Here is a 16,136-nt window from a genome sequence, read left to right on the forward strand (position 1 = left end):
TACGGGCAGGCTGGAAAAATGTCTATGCCTTGTGGCGAGCGAGCCGGGCCTTGAGGTGCAGGTTTTCGAGGAACATGGCCAGCTGGTCGGCCACGGCGCGGGCGAAGTCCTTGTGGAGATCGCCAAGGGTTGCGGTCTCCTGGCTGGCGAGCACCAGCACGGCGCGGGTGCGGCGTGAGAAGCGCACGGGCTGGCAGATGACAGTTTTGAAAACCGGGGCGCTGGCCTGCGCGCCGAAGAGCCGCAGGGCCGTGAGGTCGGCCTCCTGGGAATAGACGGGAGCGTCGTTCTTGAACACCCAGCCGATCATGCCCCCGCCCAGGGGGAAGCCCGCCGGGGCCGGCTGACTGGGGGAGAAGAGCACCTTGCTCACGCCCTCAACCGCGAAGCAGCAGGAAGGGTCGTCGCGCACGGCCAGGAAGCAGTGGCTGAAGCCCGTGGCGCGGGAGACCTGGTCGAGCAGTTCGCCCAGGTAGGCGTGCCACTTGGGGTGCATGCGGGGCAGGTCGGTGAGCTGGCGCAGGCACTGGCAGATCCTGGCCTCGGCGTGGCCTTCGGCCAGCGAATCGCGCTCCAGATAGAGAGCGGAGACCAGCCTGGCGAACTCGCCCAGGATTTTCTGGTCCTTGTCGCCGAAGCTGTGCACCTTTTTGGAGTCAAGGCAGAGCGCGCCCGTGACGCCGTCCAGCGGCACGCCCAAAAACGCCCTGATCTCCGCCTCGCCCTTGCCGGAATAGTAGCCCAGCACGCCGCGTTTCTGGTCGAAGTTGCCCACCAGCAGGGGCTTGCGCTCCCTGATGATCCAACCCGCCAGGCCCTGGCCCGGGGCCAGGGTCATGCCCTGGCGCACGCCGTCGCCCAGGCTGAAGGACGCGGCAAGGCGGCAGCCCTCGCCCCCCGGATCGGGGAGAAAGAGCACCGCGGAATAGCTGTCGAACACGTTGCAGACCAGCTGCAGAACGCGTGAGAAAACGTCCAGGCGGGCCATGTCAGCCTTGGCGGCAGTCCATGAAATAGGCGATGGATCGGTTGTAGGTGGCCTCCTGCTCCTTGGTGAAGTAGCAGGCGGGGAGCTGGTCCTTGGCGCGGTGGTGGGCCACGCACTGGCAGCAGTTGCCGAGCCTGGGGCAGCTGGAGTAGGTGCAAGGACAGTCGGCCATATTGCCGGATTGCTGGCGTTCGCAGCCTGTGCTCATGATCTTGGGCTCCGTTGCGCCCTCGCGTTCAGGGTTTTCCTACCTTGACAGAGCGAGGGAAATGCACTTCTAATATAAAACTTTGGGATGGAAAGGCGCGCCGGGCGATCCGAGCGGCCTCCGTTCTCGGTGAGTAGCGCAAACAGCCGCGTTTGGAAAGCCGCTTGCGGACGCCACAGGCGTCCCGCCGGACCGGACGACCGACGCGGCGGAGACGTAGTATGTCCTTGAGTTGGGAAAACGCCTTCAGCAAGCTCCCTGGCGGGCGCGGCCTTGCCGCGCGCGCACGCTCCCTCAAGGACGGCGACCTGCTGGCCCTCAAGGACTTCCTCGACCTGGCGCACGCCAAGTACGCCCTGCTCCAGCCCTATTTCACCCTGCCCAACTACCCCCTGGTGGAAAACCGCGAGCTGCTCCCCTCCTTCGAGGTGGACATCTTCGAGTACAAGGAGCTTCCGGGCTTCTCCATGGTGGTGCTGCCCAGGCAGCTCTCCTACTTCCAGGAGGTCTTCCAGTACGACATCCTGCACTCCCCGGACGACCTTCACGGCCCCGGGAGCAAAGGCGCCGCAGTGGCCGAACGGCTGGCGGCCTCCAACCTCAACTCCCTGACCATGCGCATCCCCCGGCAGGACCAGGACAAGCTGCGCCAGCAGTTCGCCGGGACGGACATCACAGCGCTGACCAGCTACATGGAGCTGCTGCCCACCCTTTTGAACATGGAGCGCGCCCACGTGCTGTCGCACACCTCCAAGGGGCGCTTCCACCTGGCCGGGGTGTACAGCTCCTTCCCCTCCTACCTGGACACGGAGCTCAAGCAGTTCGGGCTGCGCATCGGCAAGTTCAGCTCCGGGGACGACGCCAAGTACGAGGCCAACCGCCTCTTCGTGTACCAGTTCCTCATGGAACTCTACGGCTTTCCCATCGTCTCGGAGCGGCGCACCTCGGCGGCCATGTTCGCCCGCCGCCTCTCCCGCTCGGGCGAGAACTTCATGGTGCGCGTGCTTGGCCAATCCGACAGGACCATCACCACCATGTACTCCCACCCCGACGCCAAGCACTACCCCCGGGTGGAGAAGCTGGCCCTGGTGAGCGTGCACGAGCACTTCAAGGACACGGTGAAGCTCCTGGGCGACGGCGGCTACTTCGTGGACCCGGAGAAGCGCGTGGTGATCCTGCGGGTGGTCTACAACCAGCACAAGTACGACCCGGACAACGTCCGGCAGGACCGCGCCCTCTCGGTGGTGCGCCAGGAGGTCATCCACCCGCTCACGGGCGTGGCTACCTCCGGGCTGAACATCATCAAGGATTCCTACTCCATGTTCCTGCGCCTGAACGACATCGTGCGCGGCGAATACCATGGCCGCGTGGTGTTCAAGCGCCACGAGATCGTGCAGGGCACGGACACGGACGAGAAGCGCCTGAAGTTCCTGCACAGCTGGCTCACCAAGCACCAGCGCAGGATCATCAGCTACTCCGAGGATTTCTACGCCAACGTGGTCAAGGTGCTCGACGGCTACCTGCTCTCGCCCGACAACTACGACCGTTTCACGCCCATGCGCGCCCTGCACCAGGAAGTCTGGAGCAAATACAGCTACATACAGCAGGCCCGCAAGGTGAAGATCCTGGAGGACCTGCTGCTGCGCCAGCACAAGGGGCAGAAGCTCTCCTACCTGGCCATGCTCACGGCCTTCACGGGCATCCTCTCGGACCTCAAGTTCGAAATGGTCAACTATTTCGACGAGTTGGTGGACCGGGTCATCAAAATGGCCGAGACCATCCTGCAGGACCGCTACCTCCACAAGAACTTCGTCAACCGCAAGGACGAGGACCTCTCGGCGTACGGGCTGCAGATCAAGAAGATGTACGGCCGCCTCGTCTCCCTGGTGGACGAGTTCGGGCGCATCCGCAAGCTGCGCACCGAGCCGCCCAGGCCCCAGAACATGCTTACCCTCTAACCGACGGAGCCCAGCGTGGAAAATCTGTTCGTCACCCCGCTCAATGCCTGGCACAAAGCCCACGGAGCCAAGATGGTCCCCTTCGCGGGCTGGGAAATGCCCGTGCAGTATTCCGGCATCATCGCCGAGCACCAGCATTGCCGCTCCAAGGCCTGCATCTTCGACATCTGCCACATGGGCGAGTTCTCGCTCAAGGGCGCGGGAGCCAAGGACGCCCTGGCCAAGGCCGTGACCCAGAACCTGGACACCCTGGCCCCCGGCAAGTGCCGCTACGGCTTCCTGCTGAACTCCGAGGGCGGCGTGCTGGACGACCTGATCGTCTACCGCATCGCCGAGGACGAGTTCATGCTCGTGGTCAACGGCGCGTGCATCGACACCGACTTCGCGGCCATCGCCTCCCGCCTGCCTGACGGGCTTTCATTCACCAACATCTCCGAGCAGACCGCCAAGATCGACCTGCAGGGCCCGGCCTCCTTCGAGGTGCTCCAGGGCCTGCTGCCCGGCGAGTGGGAGAAGCTCGGTTATTTCAGCTTCACCAAGGCCATGTTCGGCGAGGTGGAGATCATCGTCAGCCGCACCGGCTACACCGGCGAGCTGGGCTACGAGTTCTACCTGCCCGCTTCCAGCGCCAATGACCTCTGGGAGGCCCTGGCCGCCGACCCCGACGTGCTGCCCGCGGGCCTGGGCGCGCGCGACACCCTGCGCCTGGAGATGGGCTACCCCCTCTACGGGCAGGACCTGGACACCAAGCACACCCCCGGAGCCGCTGGCTACGCGGGCATGCTCACCTCCACTGCGGAGTACGTGGGCAAGGCCCGCGCCCTGGACGCCCCCGAAAAGCTCATCGCGCTCTCCATCGAGGGCCGCCGCAGCGCCCGCCACCACGACGTTGTGGCCCTGCCCGGCGGCGAGGTCGTGGGCGTGGTGACCAGCGGCTCCTTCTCGCCCTCCCTGGGCCACAGCATCGCCCTGGCCTACGTGAAGGCCGAGGCCGCCGACGCCGCCGACTTCGTGGTCAAGACCGCCAAGGTCGAGCTGCCCGCCAAGAAGGTGGACCTGCCCTTCTACCAGGGCGGCACCGCCAGGAAGAAATTGAACGGATAAGAATTACGAGAGCAACGGGGCACCGCCCCGAACCCCGCCGGGGGGAGGGCCTCCCCCCGGACCCCGGCGGCTGCTTCGCGGCGAGGCGCGACAATATGACCGGAGCGTGACCGGTTAACGGTCAGCGCCGAAACCGCAACGCCCGGTCTTGCCGCACCAACGCGGTGAATCGTGTTGGCTTCCGCCTGGTCCCTCGCTGCGCCGGAAAGGCTGATATTCTTCAAATATATCGGCCTATCCGGCGCAGTGAGGGACCAGGCGGAAGCCAGCCAGACCCAAAAGTCCGCCAACCAGAACCTACACAACCACCCGGCGCGCCATGCCCAGACTGGACTCCTTCTTCCTGCCCCCCGAATGCTGGGAACCTCCCTTCCGCCTGCCCGGCGACGAGGCCAAGCACCTCTCCAAGGTGCTGCGCCTGGGCCCCGGCGCGCAGGTGCGCTGTTTCGACGGCCAGGGGCGCGAGGGCCTGTTCGAGGTGGAGGCGGTCAAGGGCGGCGTCACGCTGCGCCTGCTCACCGAGCGTAAGGCCCCTGCCCCGGCCTCGCGCTGCTGGCTGGCCCTGGGCTGGAACAAATCCACCCGGCGCGGCTGGCTGCTGGAGAAGGCCGTGGAGCTTGGGGCCGCTGGCATCCTCTTCTGGGAGGCAGCTCGCAGCCAGGGCGGCATGCCCGCCCAGCCCAAAGAGACCTGGCAGGCCCAGCTTGTGGCCGGGGCCAAGCAGTGCGGCAACCCCCGCCTGCCGAAGATCGAGATGATCCCCGGCGGGGCTGCCGGGCTGGCCGCGCGCGCGGCGGGCTTCACGAAGCGCTGGCTGCTCTGGGAATCGCCGGTGCTGCGCCGGGGCCTGGCCCGCGAGGACCTGGCCGTGCAGGGCGACAGCATCTTCGTGCTGGGCCCCGAGGGAGGGCTGACCCAGGGCGAGGCGGACCTGTTCGCCGGGGCCGGTTTCGAGGCCGTGACCCTGGGGCCGCGCCCCCTGCGCTGGGAAACGGCCGCGCTCATGTGCCTGGGCCTGGCCTGGTGGGCTGTGAGCGAGAATGGGGACGCTGAAACGGTCGGGGGTGACAATCCCGCCGCCTGGAGGTAGGCTGCCTCCATGCCGCCTCTCGCACACGCCATCCGCCCGGAGACGTTCGAGGAATTCACGGGCCAGGGCCATGTGATCACCCGCCTCCAGACCATGCTCAAGGCCGCCCGCCTGCCGAGCCTGCTGCTCTACGGTCCGCCGGGCTGCGGCAAGTCCACGCTGGCGCTGCTGCTGGCCAAGGCCAAGGGCGTGCCCTACGTGCGCGTCAGCGCCCCGGAGGCCGGGCTGGCCACCCTGCGCCAAAAGATCGAGGGTAAGGAGATCCTGATCCTCGACGAGCTGCACCGCTTCTCCAAGGCCCAGCAGGATTTCTTCCTGCCCCTGCTCGAACACGGCGACATCACCCTGCTGGCCACCACCACGGAGAACCCCTCCTTCTCGGTGACCAAGCAGCTGCTCTCCAGGCTGCACGTCATGCGTCTGCGCTCCCTCTCCCACTCGGAGATGCTCCAGGTGGGCCAGCGCGGGCTCACCGCCCTGCACATGGAGGACCTGCCCCGCGAAAGCCAGGAGATGCTGGCCGCCATGTCCGGCGGGGACGCCCGCACCTTCCTGAACCTGCTGGAGTACGCGGCACAGCTGCCGCCGGAGAAGCGCGCCCCGGCCGAGCTGCGCCAGAACCTGCCCGAGCAGGTCATGCGCGGGGATCGCGACGCGGACCAGCACTACGAGCTGGCCTCGGCCTTCATCAAATCCATCCGCGGCTCCGACGTGGACGCCGCGCTCTACTACCTGGCCTGCATGCTCGAATCCGGGGAGGACCCGCGCTTCGTCACCCGCAGGCTGATCCTCTCCGCCTCGGAGGACGTGGGCCTGGCCGACCCCCAGGCCCTGCCCTTGGCCGTGGCCTGCCAGCACGCCGTGGAGATGGTGGGCATGCCCGAGGGCTTCATCCCCATGGCCGAGACCACGGTGTACCTGGCCCTGGCTCCCAAGAGCAATTCCAGCTACGCGGCCTACCTGGCCGCCCGCAAGGAGGTGCAGGCCAGGGGCGCGCTGCCCGTGCCCCTGCACCTGCGCAACCCCTCGGCCAAGCTGCAGCGCCAGTGGGGCTTCGGGGAGGGCTACAAGTACCCCCACGCCTACCCCGGGGCCTGGGTGGAGCAGGAGTACATGCCCCCGGAGCTCTCCGGAGTGCGCTTCTACCAGGAGAAGGACCAGGGCGCGGAGCCCAAGCTGGCCGCGCGACTGAAGGGGCTCAGGAAAAAATAGCGGCCCGACGGGCTGGCAGCCATCAAGCTTTCTCCCGGGACCGGCGAACATCCGGCACAAGGCCGCCGTACAGGTGCGCCAGGGATTTCCCATACCATCGCCAGAGGGGTGGCAGAGACGAACGAACAACCAGGAAAAGGGAGATGAGCATGCCTGCATTTGCGGCACACCGGGCGAAAAGCATTCTGTACGTCACCATCACCCTGATTCTCTGCCTGTCCTGCGCACCGGCCCGGGCGCAGCAGCCGATCACGACTCCCATCCTGGCCTCGGCCCCGAACTTCCGGGACATCGCGGGCATCTCCGCCAGCAACGGGGGCACGGGCTTCGTCAACGCCACAAGCAATTTCGGCGTGATGCGCACCGGGGCCTTTTATCGCTCCAGCGCCCTGACCCTCAGCAACACGGACCTGGCGACCGTATCCCGGCTGGGCATCGTCCGCGACATCGATCTGCGCACCCCCACGGAGATCGGCCAGACGCCCGACGTGCTGCCTGCCGGGGCCCAATACACCAACGTCAACGTCTTCGGCACTTCGGGGCTGCCCATCGACACCTCGCAGATCAACTCCCAGGCGGCCCTGCTCCGCACGGCCCAGGAAGGCTACAGGACGTTCGTCACCAATCCGGCATCGCGCGCGGGGTTCGGCGCGGTCCTGTTGACCATGGCCCACGATCCCGGACCCGACCTTTTCCACTGCTCGGACGGCAAGGACCGCACCGGTTGGACGGCGGCCCTGCTGGAGACCATCGCGGGCGTATCCCCCGCGACCCGCATGCAGGATTATCTGGCCTCCAACTCCTATCTGGCCGGGCCCATCAACGCCCAGGCGGCGGCCGTTCTGGCGGTGGCGCCTGAACTGCGCGGCATGAATTTCAACCTGCTTTTCGGTGTCGATTCCAGTTGGCTCCAGGCCGCGCTCGACCAGGTGACCGCCTCCTACGGGTCGATGTACGGCTACCTGACGCAAGGGCTGGGGCTCAGCCAGGCCGACATCTATGTTCTGCGCGCCAAGATGGTCTACTACCCGGTGGTGGCGGGACAGGCCGGGCTTGCCGGAAACGCGGCCTCGGGCGCGGCGCTCCTGAACCAGTTGCAGAACTCTCCCCTGTCCGGGCGCTACACCAGCTACAACTACTATTTCCAGTCCGCCGTGGACGAAGGTTCGCTCGGCGGCGTCCAGACCCAGGTGGGCGGCCAGGTCCACGCCGACGCCGCCGCCTACCTGATGCGCCAATCCCAGCGCATCGACGAGGCGATCCGGCCCTTCACGGAATCCCGCGACCTGCCCGAGGGCCAGACCCGCTACTGGCTGGCGGGCTTCGGCGGCGGCTTCCGCACCAACGGATACAACGGCGCGGCCGAAAGCACGGAGTACAACGCGGGCTCCATGATCGGCGCCACGCGCCGCTTCAACGGGCAGGCCAGCGCCAGCCTCGGCATCGGCTACAACTGGGGGTCCGTGGGCAGCTCCGACGCCACCGCGGACATCAACGCGGTGCTGGCGACGCTCGGCGGGCGCTACGGTTTTTCCAGCCTCGAATCCGGCCCCTTCGTGGAGGGGCGCGCGGACGCGGGCTGGATCGGCTGCCAGAGCAGGCGCGGCCTGGGCGGCGGCCTGGGCACGGCCACCGGCAACGGCAACGGCGCGGTTTACGGCGGCCGCGCCGGGCTGGGCCACGTCTTGCGCCTGGCGCCCCTGACCGTCACCCCGCAGGCCGGAGTCCGCGTCGCGGGCGTCAGCCTGGGCAGCCTGAGCGAGGGCGGCAGCGACCTGGCCCTGAACGTCCACGGCATCAACAAGACGACAGCCAGCCTCCTGGCGGACCTGGACATCGCCCTCGACGCCCGGCAACTGGGGGCCTGGACGATAACGCCCGCGCTCACGCTCGGCTACGAGCGGATGCTCGCCAATCCCCAGGTCGAAAGCGTCGGCACGCTGTACGGCTACTCCGTGAGCCAGGCCTCAGCCTTCGAAAGCTGGAACCTGTTCAAGGCGGGCCTGGGGGTGACGGCCCAGCGCGACGCCCTGACGCTCAAGGCCAGATGCAACGGCGTCCTCGGCGACGGGGCCAGGAGCGCGGGCCTGAGCGGACAGCTGTCCCTGGCCTACAGCTTCTAGCGGCGCGTCGGCCGCAGCCATTGCCGCTCCCCTGGGAGGCTGATCGCGGCCCGGATTTGTGAAACGGGTATCAAGCAAGGATCAGCGGCCTGGGCTCTTTCCTGGCGTGGCGTTTCATGCTACCCGCCCCTTTTACCATGACAGCCTTCGACGCATACTTCACCGGCCCGGCCCGCGACTACCTGCTGCGGGCCGTGGACCTGGCCCTGGAGGAGGACGGCCCGGACCTGACAGCCCAGGCCGTGTTCGCGCAAGCGGACCTTCTCGCGGCGCGCATCGTGGCCAAGGAGGACACCCTGGTGGCCGGGCTGCCCATCGCGGACATCGTGCTCGAGCGTATGGGCATCCTGGGCGAGGCCCGCCGCGACTACCGCACGCGGGACGGCCAGCGCATCCCCGCCGGGACCGTGGCCGCCGTCATCACCGCGCCTGCCGCGGGCCTGCTCAAGGCCGAGCGGGTGATCCTCAACTTTCTCTGCCATCTCTCGGGCATCGCCAACCTCACGGCCCGCTACGTCGCGGCTCTGGCCGGTTCGCGCACGCGCCTGCTGGACACCCGCAAGACACTCCCCGGCCTGCGCTACCCGGAAAAGTACGCCGTGCTCATGGGCGGCGGCCTGAACCACCGGCGCGACCTGGCCGAAATGCTCATGCTCAAGGACAATCACATCGACCGCGCCGGGGGCATCCCCCAGGCCGTGGCCGCCGTGCGCAGGGCCTTCCCCCAGGGCCGCCCGCCGTTGGAGGTGGAGTGCCGCAGCCTGGAGGAGGTGCTCCAGGCCGTGGCCGAGCGCCCGGAGCGCATCATGCTCGACAACATGACCCCGGACCAGATGCGTGAGGCCCTGGCTCTTATCCCCAGGGGCATCGAAACCGAAATCAGCGGCGGAGTGGACCTGGACCGCCTGCCGGAGCTGGCCGCGCTGGGCGCGGACTTCATCTCCGTGGGCCGCATCACCCACTCCGCGCCCTACGCGGACTTCAGCATGCAGCTGGCCGCATTGGAGCAGACACCATGACCGCCCGCAACGACTCCGATAGCATCGAGGCCGCCCGGCAGCGCCTGGGCAAGCGCCTGGTGATCCTGGCCCACCACTACATGTCCGACGCCGTGGCCCGCCACGCGGACTACACGGGCGACTCCCTGGAGCTCTCCCGGCGCATCCCGGACCTTGACGCCGAATACATCGTGTTTTGCGGGGTGTTCTTCATGGCCGAGACGGCCGCCATCCTGGCCAAGCCCGGGCAGAAGGTCTTCATCCCGGAGATGAACTCCCGCTGCGTCATGTCGGACATGGCCCCGGCCTGGCTGGCCCGCAACGTCCTGGACGTGCTGGCCGCGGGCGGGCTCCACGTGACGCCGCTGACCTACGTGAACTCCTCGGCGGCGGTGAAGGCCCTGGTGGGCGAGCGCGGCGGCTCCGTGTGCACCTCGGCCAACGCCAAGGTCATGCTCGAATGGGCCTTGGCGCAGGGGCCGCATACGCTCTTCCTGCCGGACGTGCGCCTGGGCCTCAACTCCGCCGACTGGGTGGGCCTGCCCAAGGAGCTGCGCCACATCCTGGACATCCGCGAGCACGGCAAGGCCATCATGCTGGAGAAGGCCCGCCAGGCCCAACTGCTGCTCTGGCCCGGCCAGTGCGTGATCCACTCGCGCTTCAAGCCCGAGTCCATCCGCAAGGCGCGGGCGGAATCCCCGGGCTGCAAGGTTGTGGTACATCCCGAGTGCCACCCCAACACCGTGGCCCTGGCGGACGCCTGCGGCTCCACCTCCTTCATCATCAAGTACGTGGCCGAAGCGCCCGAAGGCTCGGTGATCTACGTGGGCACGGAGTGGAACCTGGTGAACCGGCTGGCCGGCCAGTACAAGGGCGTCAAGGACGTGCGCCCCCTGCTCTATTCCACCTGCTCCAACATGGAGAAGGTCACGGAGCCCAACCTGGCCTGTCTGCTGGAGAACCTGGACTCCTCCCCCTGCGTGGAGGTGGACGAGGCCCTGATCCCCCCCGCCCGCATGGCGCTGACGCGCATGCTGGAGGTGTGCGCTGGCCCGGCCTCGCGCCACGCCTAGGCCCCGCCCATGAGCGCGAAGCCCCCCGTCACGCCCGCCACGCGCCTGCTGGCCTCCGCCAGGGTGCCCTTCGAGGTGCGGCTCTACGACTACGTGGACCACGGCGGCACCGAGCGCGCCGCGCAGGAGCTGGGTGTACCCGAGAACGCCGTCGTCAAGACCCTCGTCTTCGAGGACGATGCGAAACAGCCCTTCCTGGTGCTCATGCACGGCGACCGCGAGGTCTCCCTCAAGGAACTGGCCCGCTGCCTGGGCGTGAAGACCGTGACCCCCTGCTCGCAGGAGGCCGCCCAGCGCCACACTGGCTACCAGGTGGGCGGCATCTCGCCCTTCGCCACGCGCAAGAAGTTGCCCGTGTACGCGGAAAAGAGCATCTTCGGCCTGGACGTCATCTACATCAACGCCGGGAAGCGCGGAGCCCTTGCCGCGCTGGACCCGAAACTCCTGCGGGAGCTCCTGCCGGTGACAGAGGTTCAGGCGGGACGATGACTGCCTGTTGAAAAATCCCCGCTGGCGGCGTTGCGGAAAAAAGCCAATCCCTCGCGTATGCCGGATACGCTTCGGCCTTGACTTTTTCCCGCGCCTTGCCAGCGTGTTTTTTGAACAGGCAGCCGTGATCGAATCATTCCAAGGGCGGACAAGGAGCAGGCAATGTACCACTACAGGATGAAGACCCAGGTGCTGGTGATCGGCTCCGGCGCGGCCGGATGCGCCACCGCCCTGACCCTGGCCGACCAAGGGCGCGAGGTGTACCTGCTCTGCGCCGGGGACAAGCTCACCGACGGCAACTCCTCCCTGGCCCAGGGCGGCATCGTCTACACTTCGCCCGAGGACAGCCCTTCCCTGCTGGAGCAGGACATCCTGAACTGCGGTTGGAACGTGAACCACCTGCTGGCCGTGCGCTTCCTGGCCCGCAAGGGGCCCGCCATCGTGCGCGACCTGCTCATCGACCGCCTGGGCGTGCCCTTCGAGCTCCGCGAGGACGGCCAGTACCACCTCACCAAGGAGGGCGGGCACAGCATCCCGCGCATCCTGCACTGCGCGGACTCCACGGGCTATTCCATCATGAAGCACATGGTGGCCGCCGTGGAGAAGCACCCCAACATCAAGGTGCTCACCCACCGCACCGCCGTGGACGTGCTCACCTCGCACCATCACGCCACCCAGCTGGAATACAAGTACCACCTGGTGAACCAGTGCCTGGGGGCCTACGTCTACAACTCCGTGTCCGACGTGGTTGAGACCATCCTGGCGGACTACACCGTGCTGGCCACCGGCGGCGTGGGCCAGGTCTACCTGCACTCCACCAACACCAAGGCCTGCGTGGGCTCGGCCGTGGCCATGGCCTACCGCTGCGGCGCGCGCTATTTGAACATGGAGTACATCCAGTTCCACCCCACCTCGCTCTACCACCGGGCGGAGCGGCGCTTCCTCATCACCGAGGCCATGCGCGGCGAGGGCGGCAGGCTGGTCAACGCCAAGGGCGAGGCCTTCATGGCCAAGTACGACACCCGGGCGGACCTGGCCCCGCGCGACATCGTGACCCGGGCCATCATGGACGAGCTGCTCAAGTCCGGGGAGGACTGCGTCTACCTGGACGCGGCCAACCACGTGAAGGACGTGGCCCGGCGCTTCCCTGGCATCGCCAAGAAGTGCGCGGAGATCGGCGTCGACATCGCCAAGCAGCCCATCCCCGTGGTCCCGGCGGAGCATTACTCCTGCGGCGGCGTGCTGGTGGACGTGCACGGACGCACCACCGTGGACAGGCTCTACGCCGTGGGCGAGTGCAGCTGCACGGGCCTGCACGGTGCCAACCGCATGGCCTCCACCTCGCTCCTGGAGTGCGTGGTCTGGGGCGTGAGCGCGGGCGGGTACATCGGCTCGCGTTTCGGCTCCAAGCCGGTGGTCACGCGCAAGCTGTGCGACTCCATCCCGGACTGGGTCAGCCCCGGCAACGACCGCAACGAGGACCCGGCGCTTATCAACCAGGACTGGTCCACCATCAAGTCCACCATGTGGAACTACGTGGGCATCCACCGCACGGCCTCGCGCCTGAAGCGCGCCTTCGAGGACCTGCGTGACCTCAACGTCCACCTGCACGACTTCTACCGCGAGACCCCGCTCTCAAAGCCCATCATCGACCTGTTCCACGGCTGCCAGGCGGCGTACATCATCACGCTGTCGGCCATGCGTAACACCAGGAGTTTGGGCTGCCATTACCGGGTGAACTAGCCGCCCTGCCCCGACGCACGTAAAAAGGCGCGGTCCCTGCGGACCGCGCCTTTTTCATTCGGATTCCAACCGGGGGTCTTTCCCCGGCGATTCGCCACACTAGATCGAGAGCCTGGTCTCGGCCTTGTGCCCGCGCACCCACAGCTCCATCAGCGTGCGGCTGACGAAGATGGCCGTGAACATGGAGGCCACGATGCCCAGCAGCAGGGTCACCGCGAAGCCGCGGATGGGGCCGGTGCCGAACTCGTAGAGCACGATGGCCGCGATGGCCGTGGTGGCGTTGGCGTCCAGGATGGTCAGGGCGCCGCGCTGGAAGCCCTCCTTGATGGATGCCTTGGGCGGCAGGCCCAGTCGTATCTCCTCGCGGATGCGCTCGAAGATGATGATGTTGGCGTCCACGGACATGGCCATGGTCAGGATGATGCCCGCGATGCCCGGCAAGGTCAGCGTCGCGCCGAAGAGCGACAGGCCGGCCATGATCAGGAACACGTTGAGCACCAGGGCGATGTTGGCCACCACGCCGGAGAAGCTGTAGTAGACCAGCATGAACAGGGCGATGGCCGCGCAGGCCACGCTGATGCTCATCACGCCGTTGTCGATGGACTCCTGGCCCAGGGAGGGTCCGACCGTGCGCTGCTCCAGCACGTTGACCGGGGCGGGCAGCGCGCCTGCGCGCAGCACCACGGCCAGGTCGCGGGCTTCGGTCTCGGTGTAGCGGCCGGTGATGGTGGCGCGGCCGCCCGCGATGCGGTCCTGGATGACGGGAGCGGAGTAGGCCTTGCCGTCCAGGATGATGGCCATGCGCTTCTTCAGGTTCTCGCCGGTGACGCGCTCGAAGATCTTGGCGCCGCGCGGCGTGAAGTTCAGGCTCACGTAAGGCTGGTTGTTGTTCTGATCGAAGTTCACGCGGGCGTCGGCGATGTGCTCGCCGGTGAGCACGGCATCGGCCTTGACCACCAGGGGCCGGTCGGCGGCGCTGCCGTCGCGGTTGGTGATGCGCTCCATGATGAGCTCGCGGCCCGGGGGGAGCTGGCCCTTTTCGGCCTTGGCCACGTCGGCGGACTCGTCCACGATCTTGAATTCAAGATGCGCGGTCTTGCCCACCAGGGCGATGGCGCGGTCGGAATCCTTGAGGCCGGGCAGCTGAATCTGGATGCGGTCACCGGCCTGCTTGCGGATGTCGGGCTCGGCCACGCCGAACTGGTCGATACGGTTGCGGATGGTCTTCACGGCCTGGTCCACGGTGAGGGAGACCAGGTTCTTGCGGTAGTCCGCCGTGAAGCCCAGGGTGTACTTGATCTTGCCGTCGTCGACGGTGTCGGTGCGCTCCACCGTCATGCCGGGGAACTGCTTCTTGAGAATCTCGTCGAAGGCGGCCTTCTTGTCCGGCGAGGCCAGCACGAACTCAAGGCGCTTGTTGTCCACCAGGTTCTGGCGGATGATGACGATCTCCTTCTCCTGGGCGAAGGCCTTGATGTCCTGACCGCCTTGGGCCAGTGAGTTGGCCACGGCCTTGTCGACGTCGACGCCGAGGGTCAGGTGGATGCCGCCCTTGAGGTCAAGGCCGAGGCTCACCTGGTTGGAGGGCAGAATCGACCCCAAAGGGGACTGGCGGACGGATTCGATGGACGGCAGGGTGAAGGCCAATCCGAATACGGTCGCGAGGGCCACCACGATCAGGCGCCAGGACAGGCTGGACATGCACGCTCCTTGCAGCGCGAAAAGGGGAAACCCTCGGTTTCCCCCTCGCAGATGGTCGAAAAGTGAGGCAGAACAGGCTTATTTGGTTTCAGCCTGCTTGTCTTCCTTTTTTTCGTCGGCTTTGACGGCTTTCTTGTCGTTCTTCTTCTCACCCTTGTCCGCAGGGGCCTTCGCGGGGTCGGCCAGGCCGGACACGAAGTTGCGATTCACGGTGATGACGACGCCGGAGGCGATTTCCACGTTCACCAGTTCGTCGGTGAGGGAGTCGATACGGCCGTAGATGCCGCCGCCGGTCATGATCTTGTCGCCGCGCTTGAGATTCTTGAGCATCTCGCGCGCTTCCTTCTGCTTCTTCTGCTGCGGGCGGATGAGCAGGAAGTAGAAGATGACGAACATCAGGACGAGCGGAAGGAAGGACATGAGCCCTCCGCCGGGGCCCTCGGCGCCGGCTGCGGGCTGCTGGCCCATGGCGTATGCCACGCTGGTCAGAAACATTGATTCCTCCGGTGATGGGTTACGCTTTCCGGCCCCTTAGCAGGCAACGTAAAGGTTGCCGTACGGGCGGTGGGAAAACGGTTTCACGCGTTGGAAGGGTTCAGCCAAAACGGTGTTTAAGTCAACCCCGAATTCATCGCAGAACTGCTTGAGGTTCGCGGTGATGAGCTTCATGTCCTCTTCGTCCACGGGCTCGGTCTTGAGGTGGGGCCCCAGCTGCTCGACGGGGACGCCGCCGCGCACGTAGATGACGCCGCCGTGCATGCCCGTGCCCAGGGAGCGGCCGCAGATGGGCGCGTCGGGCTTGCCGGTGAACATGCCCAGCAGGATGATGGCGCCGCCGGCCATGTACTCGCCCAGGAAGTCGCCGGCCTTGCCGCCCACGACCAACACGGGGAACTTTTCCTTGTAGGCCTTCATGTGGATGCCCACGCGGTAGCCAACGTCGCCCTTGATGAGCACCTTGCCGCCGCGCATGGCGTAGCCCACCACGTCGCCGGCCATGCCGTCGATGACCACCAGGCCGTCATCCATGGTGTTGGCCACGCCGTCCTGGGCGTTGCCCTCCACGCGGATGGTGGGCCCGCGCATGAAGGCGGCCATGTCCTGGCCGGGCACGCCGTGCACCTTGAAAGTGAGGTCGCCGATGAGGCCGTCGGCGATGTAGCGCTGGCCGCGCACGTTGATGATCTCGAACTCGGTCTCGCCCTGGGCGACCAGCTCGCGGATCTGCTTGTTGAGTTGACGGTAGTAGATGTTGTCGGCGTCGAGCAGCATGTGGCGTCCTCGCATCAGAGGCGGCCTCCGGCGGCCAGGGCTCCGCCCTGGACCGGCTGGGGGAAATGATTTCCCCCAGACCCCCTCGATAATTTACTTCGCATTACCCTGCCGCGCTGGCAGTGATCGACGCGAAGCCTATTGAAGTTTTTTGGAAGGGGGGTCCGGGGGGAAACC

At 66.9% G+C, this 16,136-nt stretch carries 14 protein-coding genes; 9 read left to right on the forward strand and 5 right to left on the reverse strand.

All coding sequences use genetic code 11. The features are described 5' to 3' along the window. Positions 1–22 precede the first annotated feature (22 nt). Together MLE18_RS03665 and MLE18_RS03670 are read right to left on the reverse strand one after the other, a co-directional pair. Positions 23–988 carry a GAF domain-containing protein gene (locus tag MLE18_RS03665; protein WP_243367451.1) on the reverse strand — a complete coding sequence of 322 codons (966 nt, stop codon included), beginning with the start codon at positions 986–988 and terminating at the stop codon, positions 23–25. A 1-nt stretch (position 989) separates the two neighbouring features. Then, complete coding sequence (locus MLE18_RS03670) at positions 990–1,196, reverse strand: DUF6485 family protein (RefSeq protein WP_243367452.1); 207 nt, start codon at positions 1,194–1,196, stop codon at positions 990–992. 221 nt (positions 1,197–1,417) lie between these two features. On the opposite strand from MLE18_RS03670, the gene MLE18_RS03675 reads away from it, so the two are divergent. The 9 genes from MLE18_RS03675 to nadB all read left to right on the forward strand — a co-directional run bounded on the left by MLE18_RS03675 (position 1,418) and on the right by nadB (position 12,986). Next, complete coding sequence (locus tag MLE18_RS03675) at positions 1,418–3,154, forward strand: hypothetical protein (RefSeq protein ID WP_243367453.1); 1,737 nt, start codon at positions 1,418–1,420, stop codon at positions 3,152–3,154. A 15-nt stretch (positions 3,155–3,169) separates the two neighbouring features. Further along, a complete protein-coding gene (gene gcvT / locus MLE18_RS03680) occupies positions 3,170–4,258 on the forward strand; it encodes a glycine cleavage system aminomethyltransferase GcvT (RefSeq protein WP_243367454.1) in 1,089 nt (362 codons plus the stop codon). A gap of 319 nt (positions 4,259–4,577) precedes the next feature. Continuing rightward, positions 4,578–5,348 carry a 16S rRNA (uracil(1498)-N(3))-methyltransferase gene (locus MLE18_RS03685; protein WP_243367455.1) on the forward strand — a complete coding sequence of 257 codons (771 nt, stop codon included), beginning with the start codon at positions 4,578–4,580 and terminating at the stop codon, positions 5,346–5,348. A gap of 9 nt (positions 5,349–5,357) precedes the next feature. Then, positions 5,358–6,560 carry a replication-associated recombination protein A gene (locus MLE18_RS03690; RefSeq protein ID WP_243367456.1) on the forward strand — a complete coding sequence of 401 codons (1,203 nt, stop codon included), beginning with the start codon at positions 5,358–5,360 and terminating at the stop codon, positions 6,558–6,560. Between the two features lie 149 nt (positions 6,561–6,709). After that, positions 6,710–8,683, forward strand: coding sequence for a tyrosine-protein phosphatase (locus tag MLE18_RS03695; protein ID WP_243367457.1), 1,974 nt, complete (start codon positions 6,710–6,712; stop codon positions 8,681–8,683). A gap of 116 nt (positions 8,684–8,799) precedes the next feature. After that, positions 8,800–9,702 (forward strand): carboxylating nicotinate-nucleotide diphosphorylase, encoded by a 903-nt coding sequence (gene nadC / locus MLE18_RS03700; RefSeq protein WP_243367458.1) that lies wholly within the window; start codon positions 8,800–8,802, stop codon positions 9,700–9,702. Then, positions 9,699–10,754: a quinolinate synthase NadA gene (nadA, locus tag MLE18_RS03705; protein ID WP_243367459.1), complete on the forward strand. Its 1,056-nt coding sequence runs from the start codon at positions 9,699–9,701 to the stop codon at positions 10,752–10,754. Before nadC ends, nadA begins: the two co-directional genes overlap by 4 nt. 9 nt (positions 10,755–10,763) lie before the next feature. Beyond that, positions 10,764–11,243, forward strand: a complete 480-nt coding sequence (locus MLE18_RS03710; protein WP_243367460.1) for an aminoacyl-tRNA deacylase — start codon at positions 10,764–10,766, stop codon at positions 11,241–11,243. Between the two features lie 162 nt (positions 11,244–11,405). Continuing rightward, entirely contained in the window at positions 11,406–12,986 is a 1,581-nt protein-coding gene (nadB, locus tag MLE18_RS03715; protein WP_243367461.1) for an L-aspartate oxidase, read from the forward strand. 99 nt (positions 12,987–13,085) lie between these two features. Here nadB and secD read toward each other — a convergent pair whose 3' ends face one another. The 3 genes from secD to MLE18_RS03730 all read right to left on the reverse strand — a co-directional run bounded on the left by secD (position 13,086) and on the right by MLE18_RS03730 (position 15,974). Then, positions 13,086–14,687: a protein translocase subunit SecD gene (secD, locus tag MLE18_RS03720; protein WP_243367462.1), complete on the reverse strand. Its 1,602-nt coding sequence runs from the start codon at positions 14,685–14,687 to the stop codon at positions 13,086–13,088. Between the two features lie 78 nt (positions 14,688–14,765). Then, positions 14,766–15,182: a preprotein translocase subunit YajC gene (gene yajC, locus MLE18_RS03725; protein WP_243367463.1), complete on the reverse strand. Its 417-nt coding sequence runs from the start codon at positions 15,180–15,182 to the stop codon at positions 14,766–14,768. Positions 15,183–15,218: 36 nt separating this feature from the next. After that, on the reverse strand, positions 15,219–15,974 hold the full coding sequence (locus tag MLE18_RS03730; protein WP_243367464.1) for a GltB/FmdC/FwdC-like GXGXG domain-containing protein: 756 nt from the start codon (positions 15,972–15,974) through the stop codon (positions 15,219–15,221). Positions 15,975–16,136: the final 162 nt, after the last annotated feature.

It is taken from the genome of Fundidesulfovibrio soli (genome assembly GCF_022808695.1).
Classification (GTDB): Bacteria; Desulfobacterota; Desulfovibrionia; order Desulfovibrionales; family Desulfovibrionaceae; genus Fundidesulfovibrio; species Fundidesulfovibrio soli.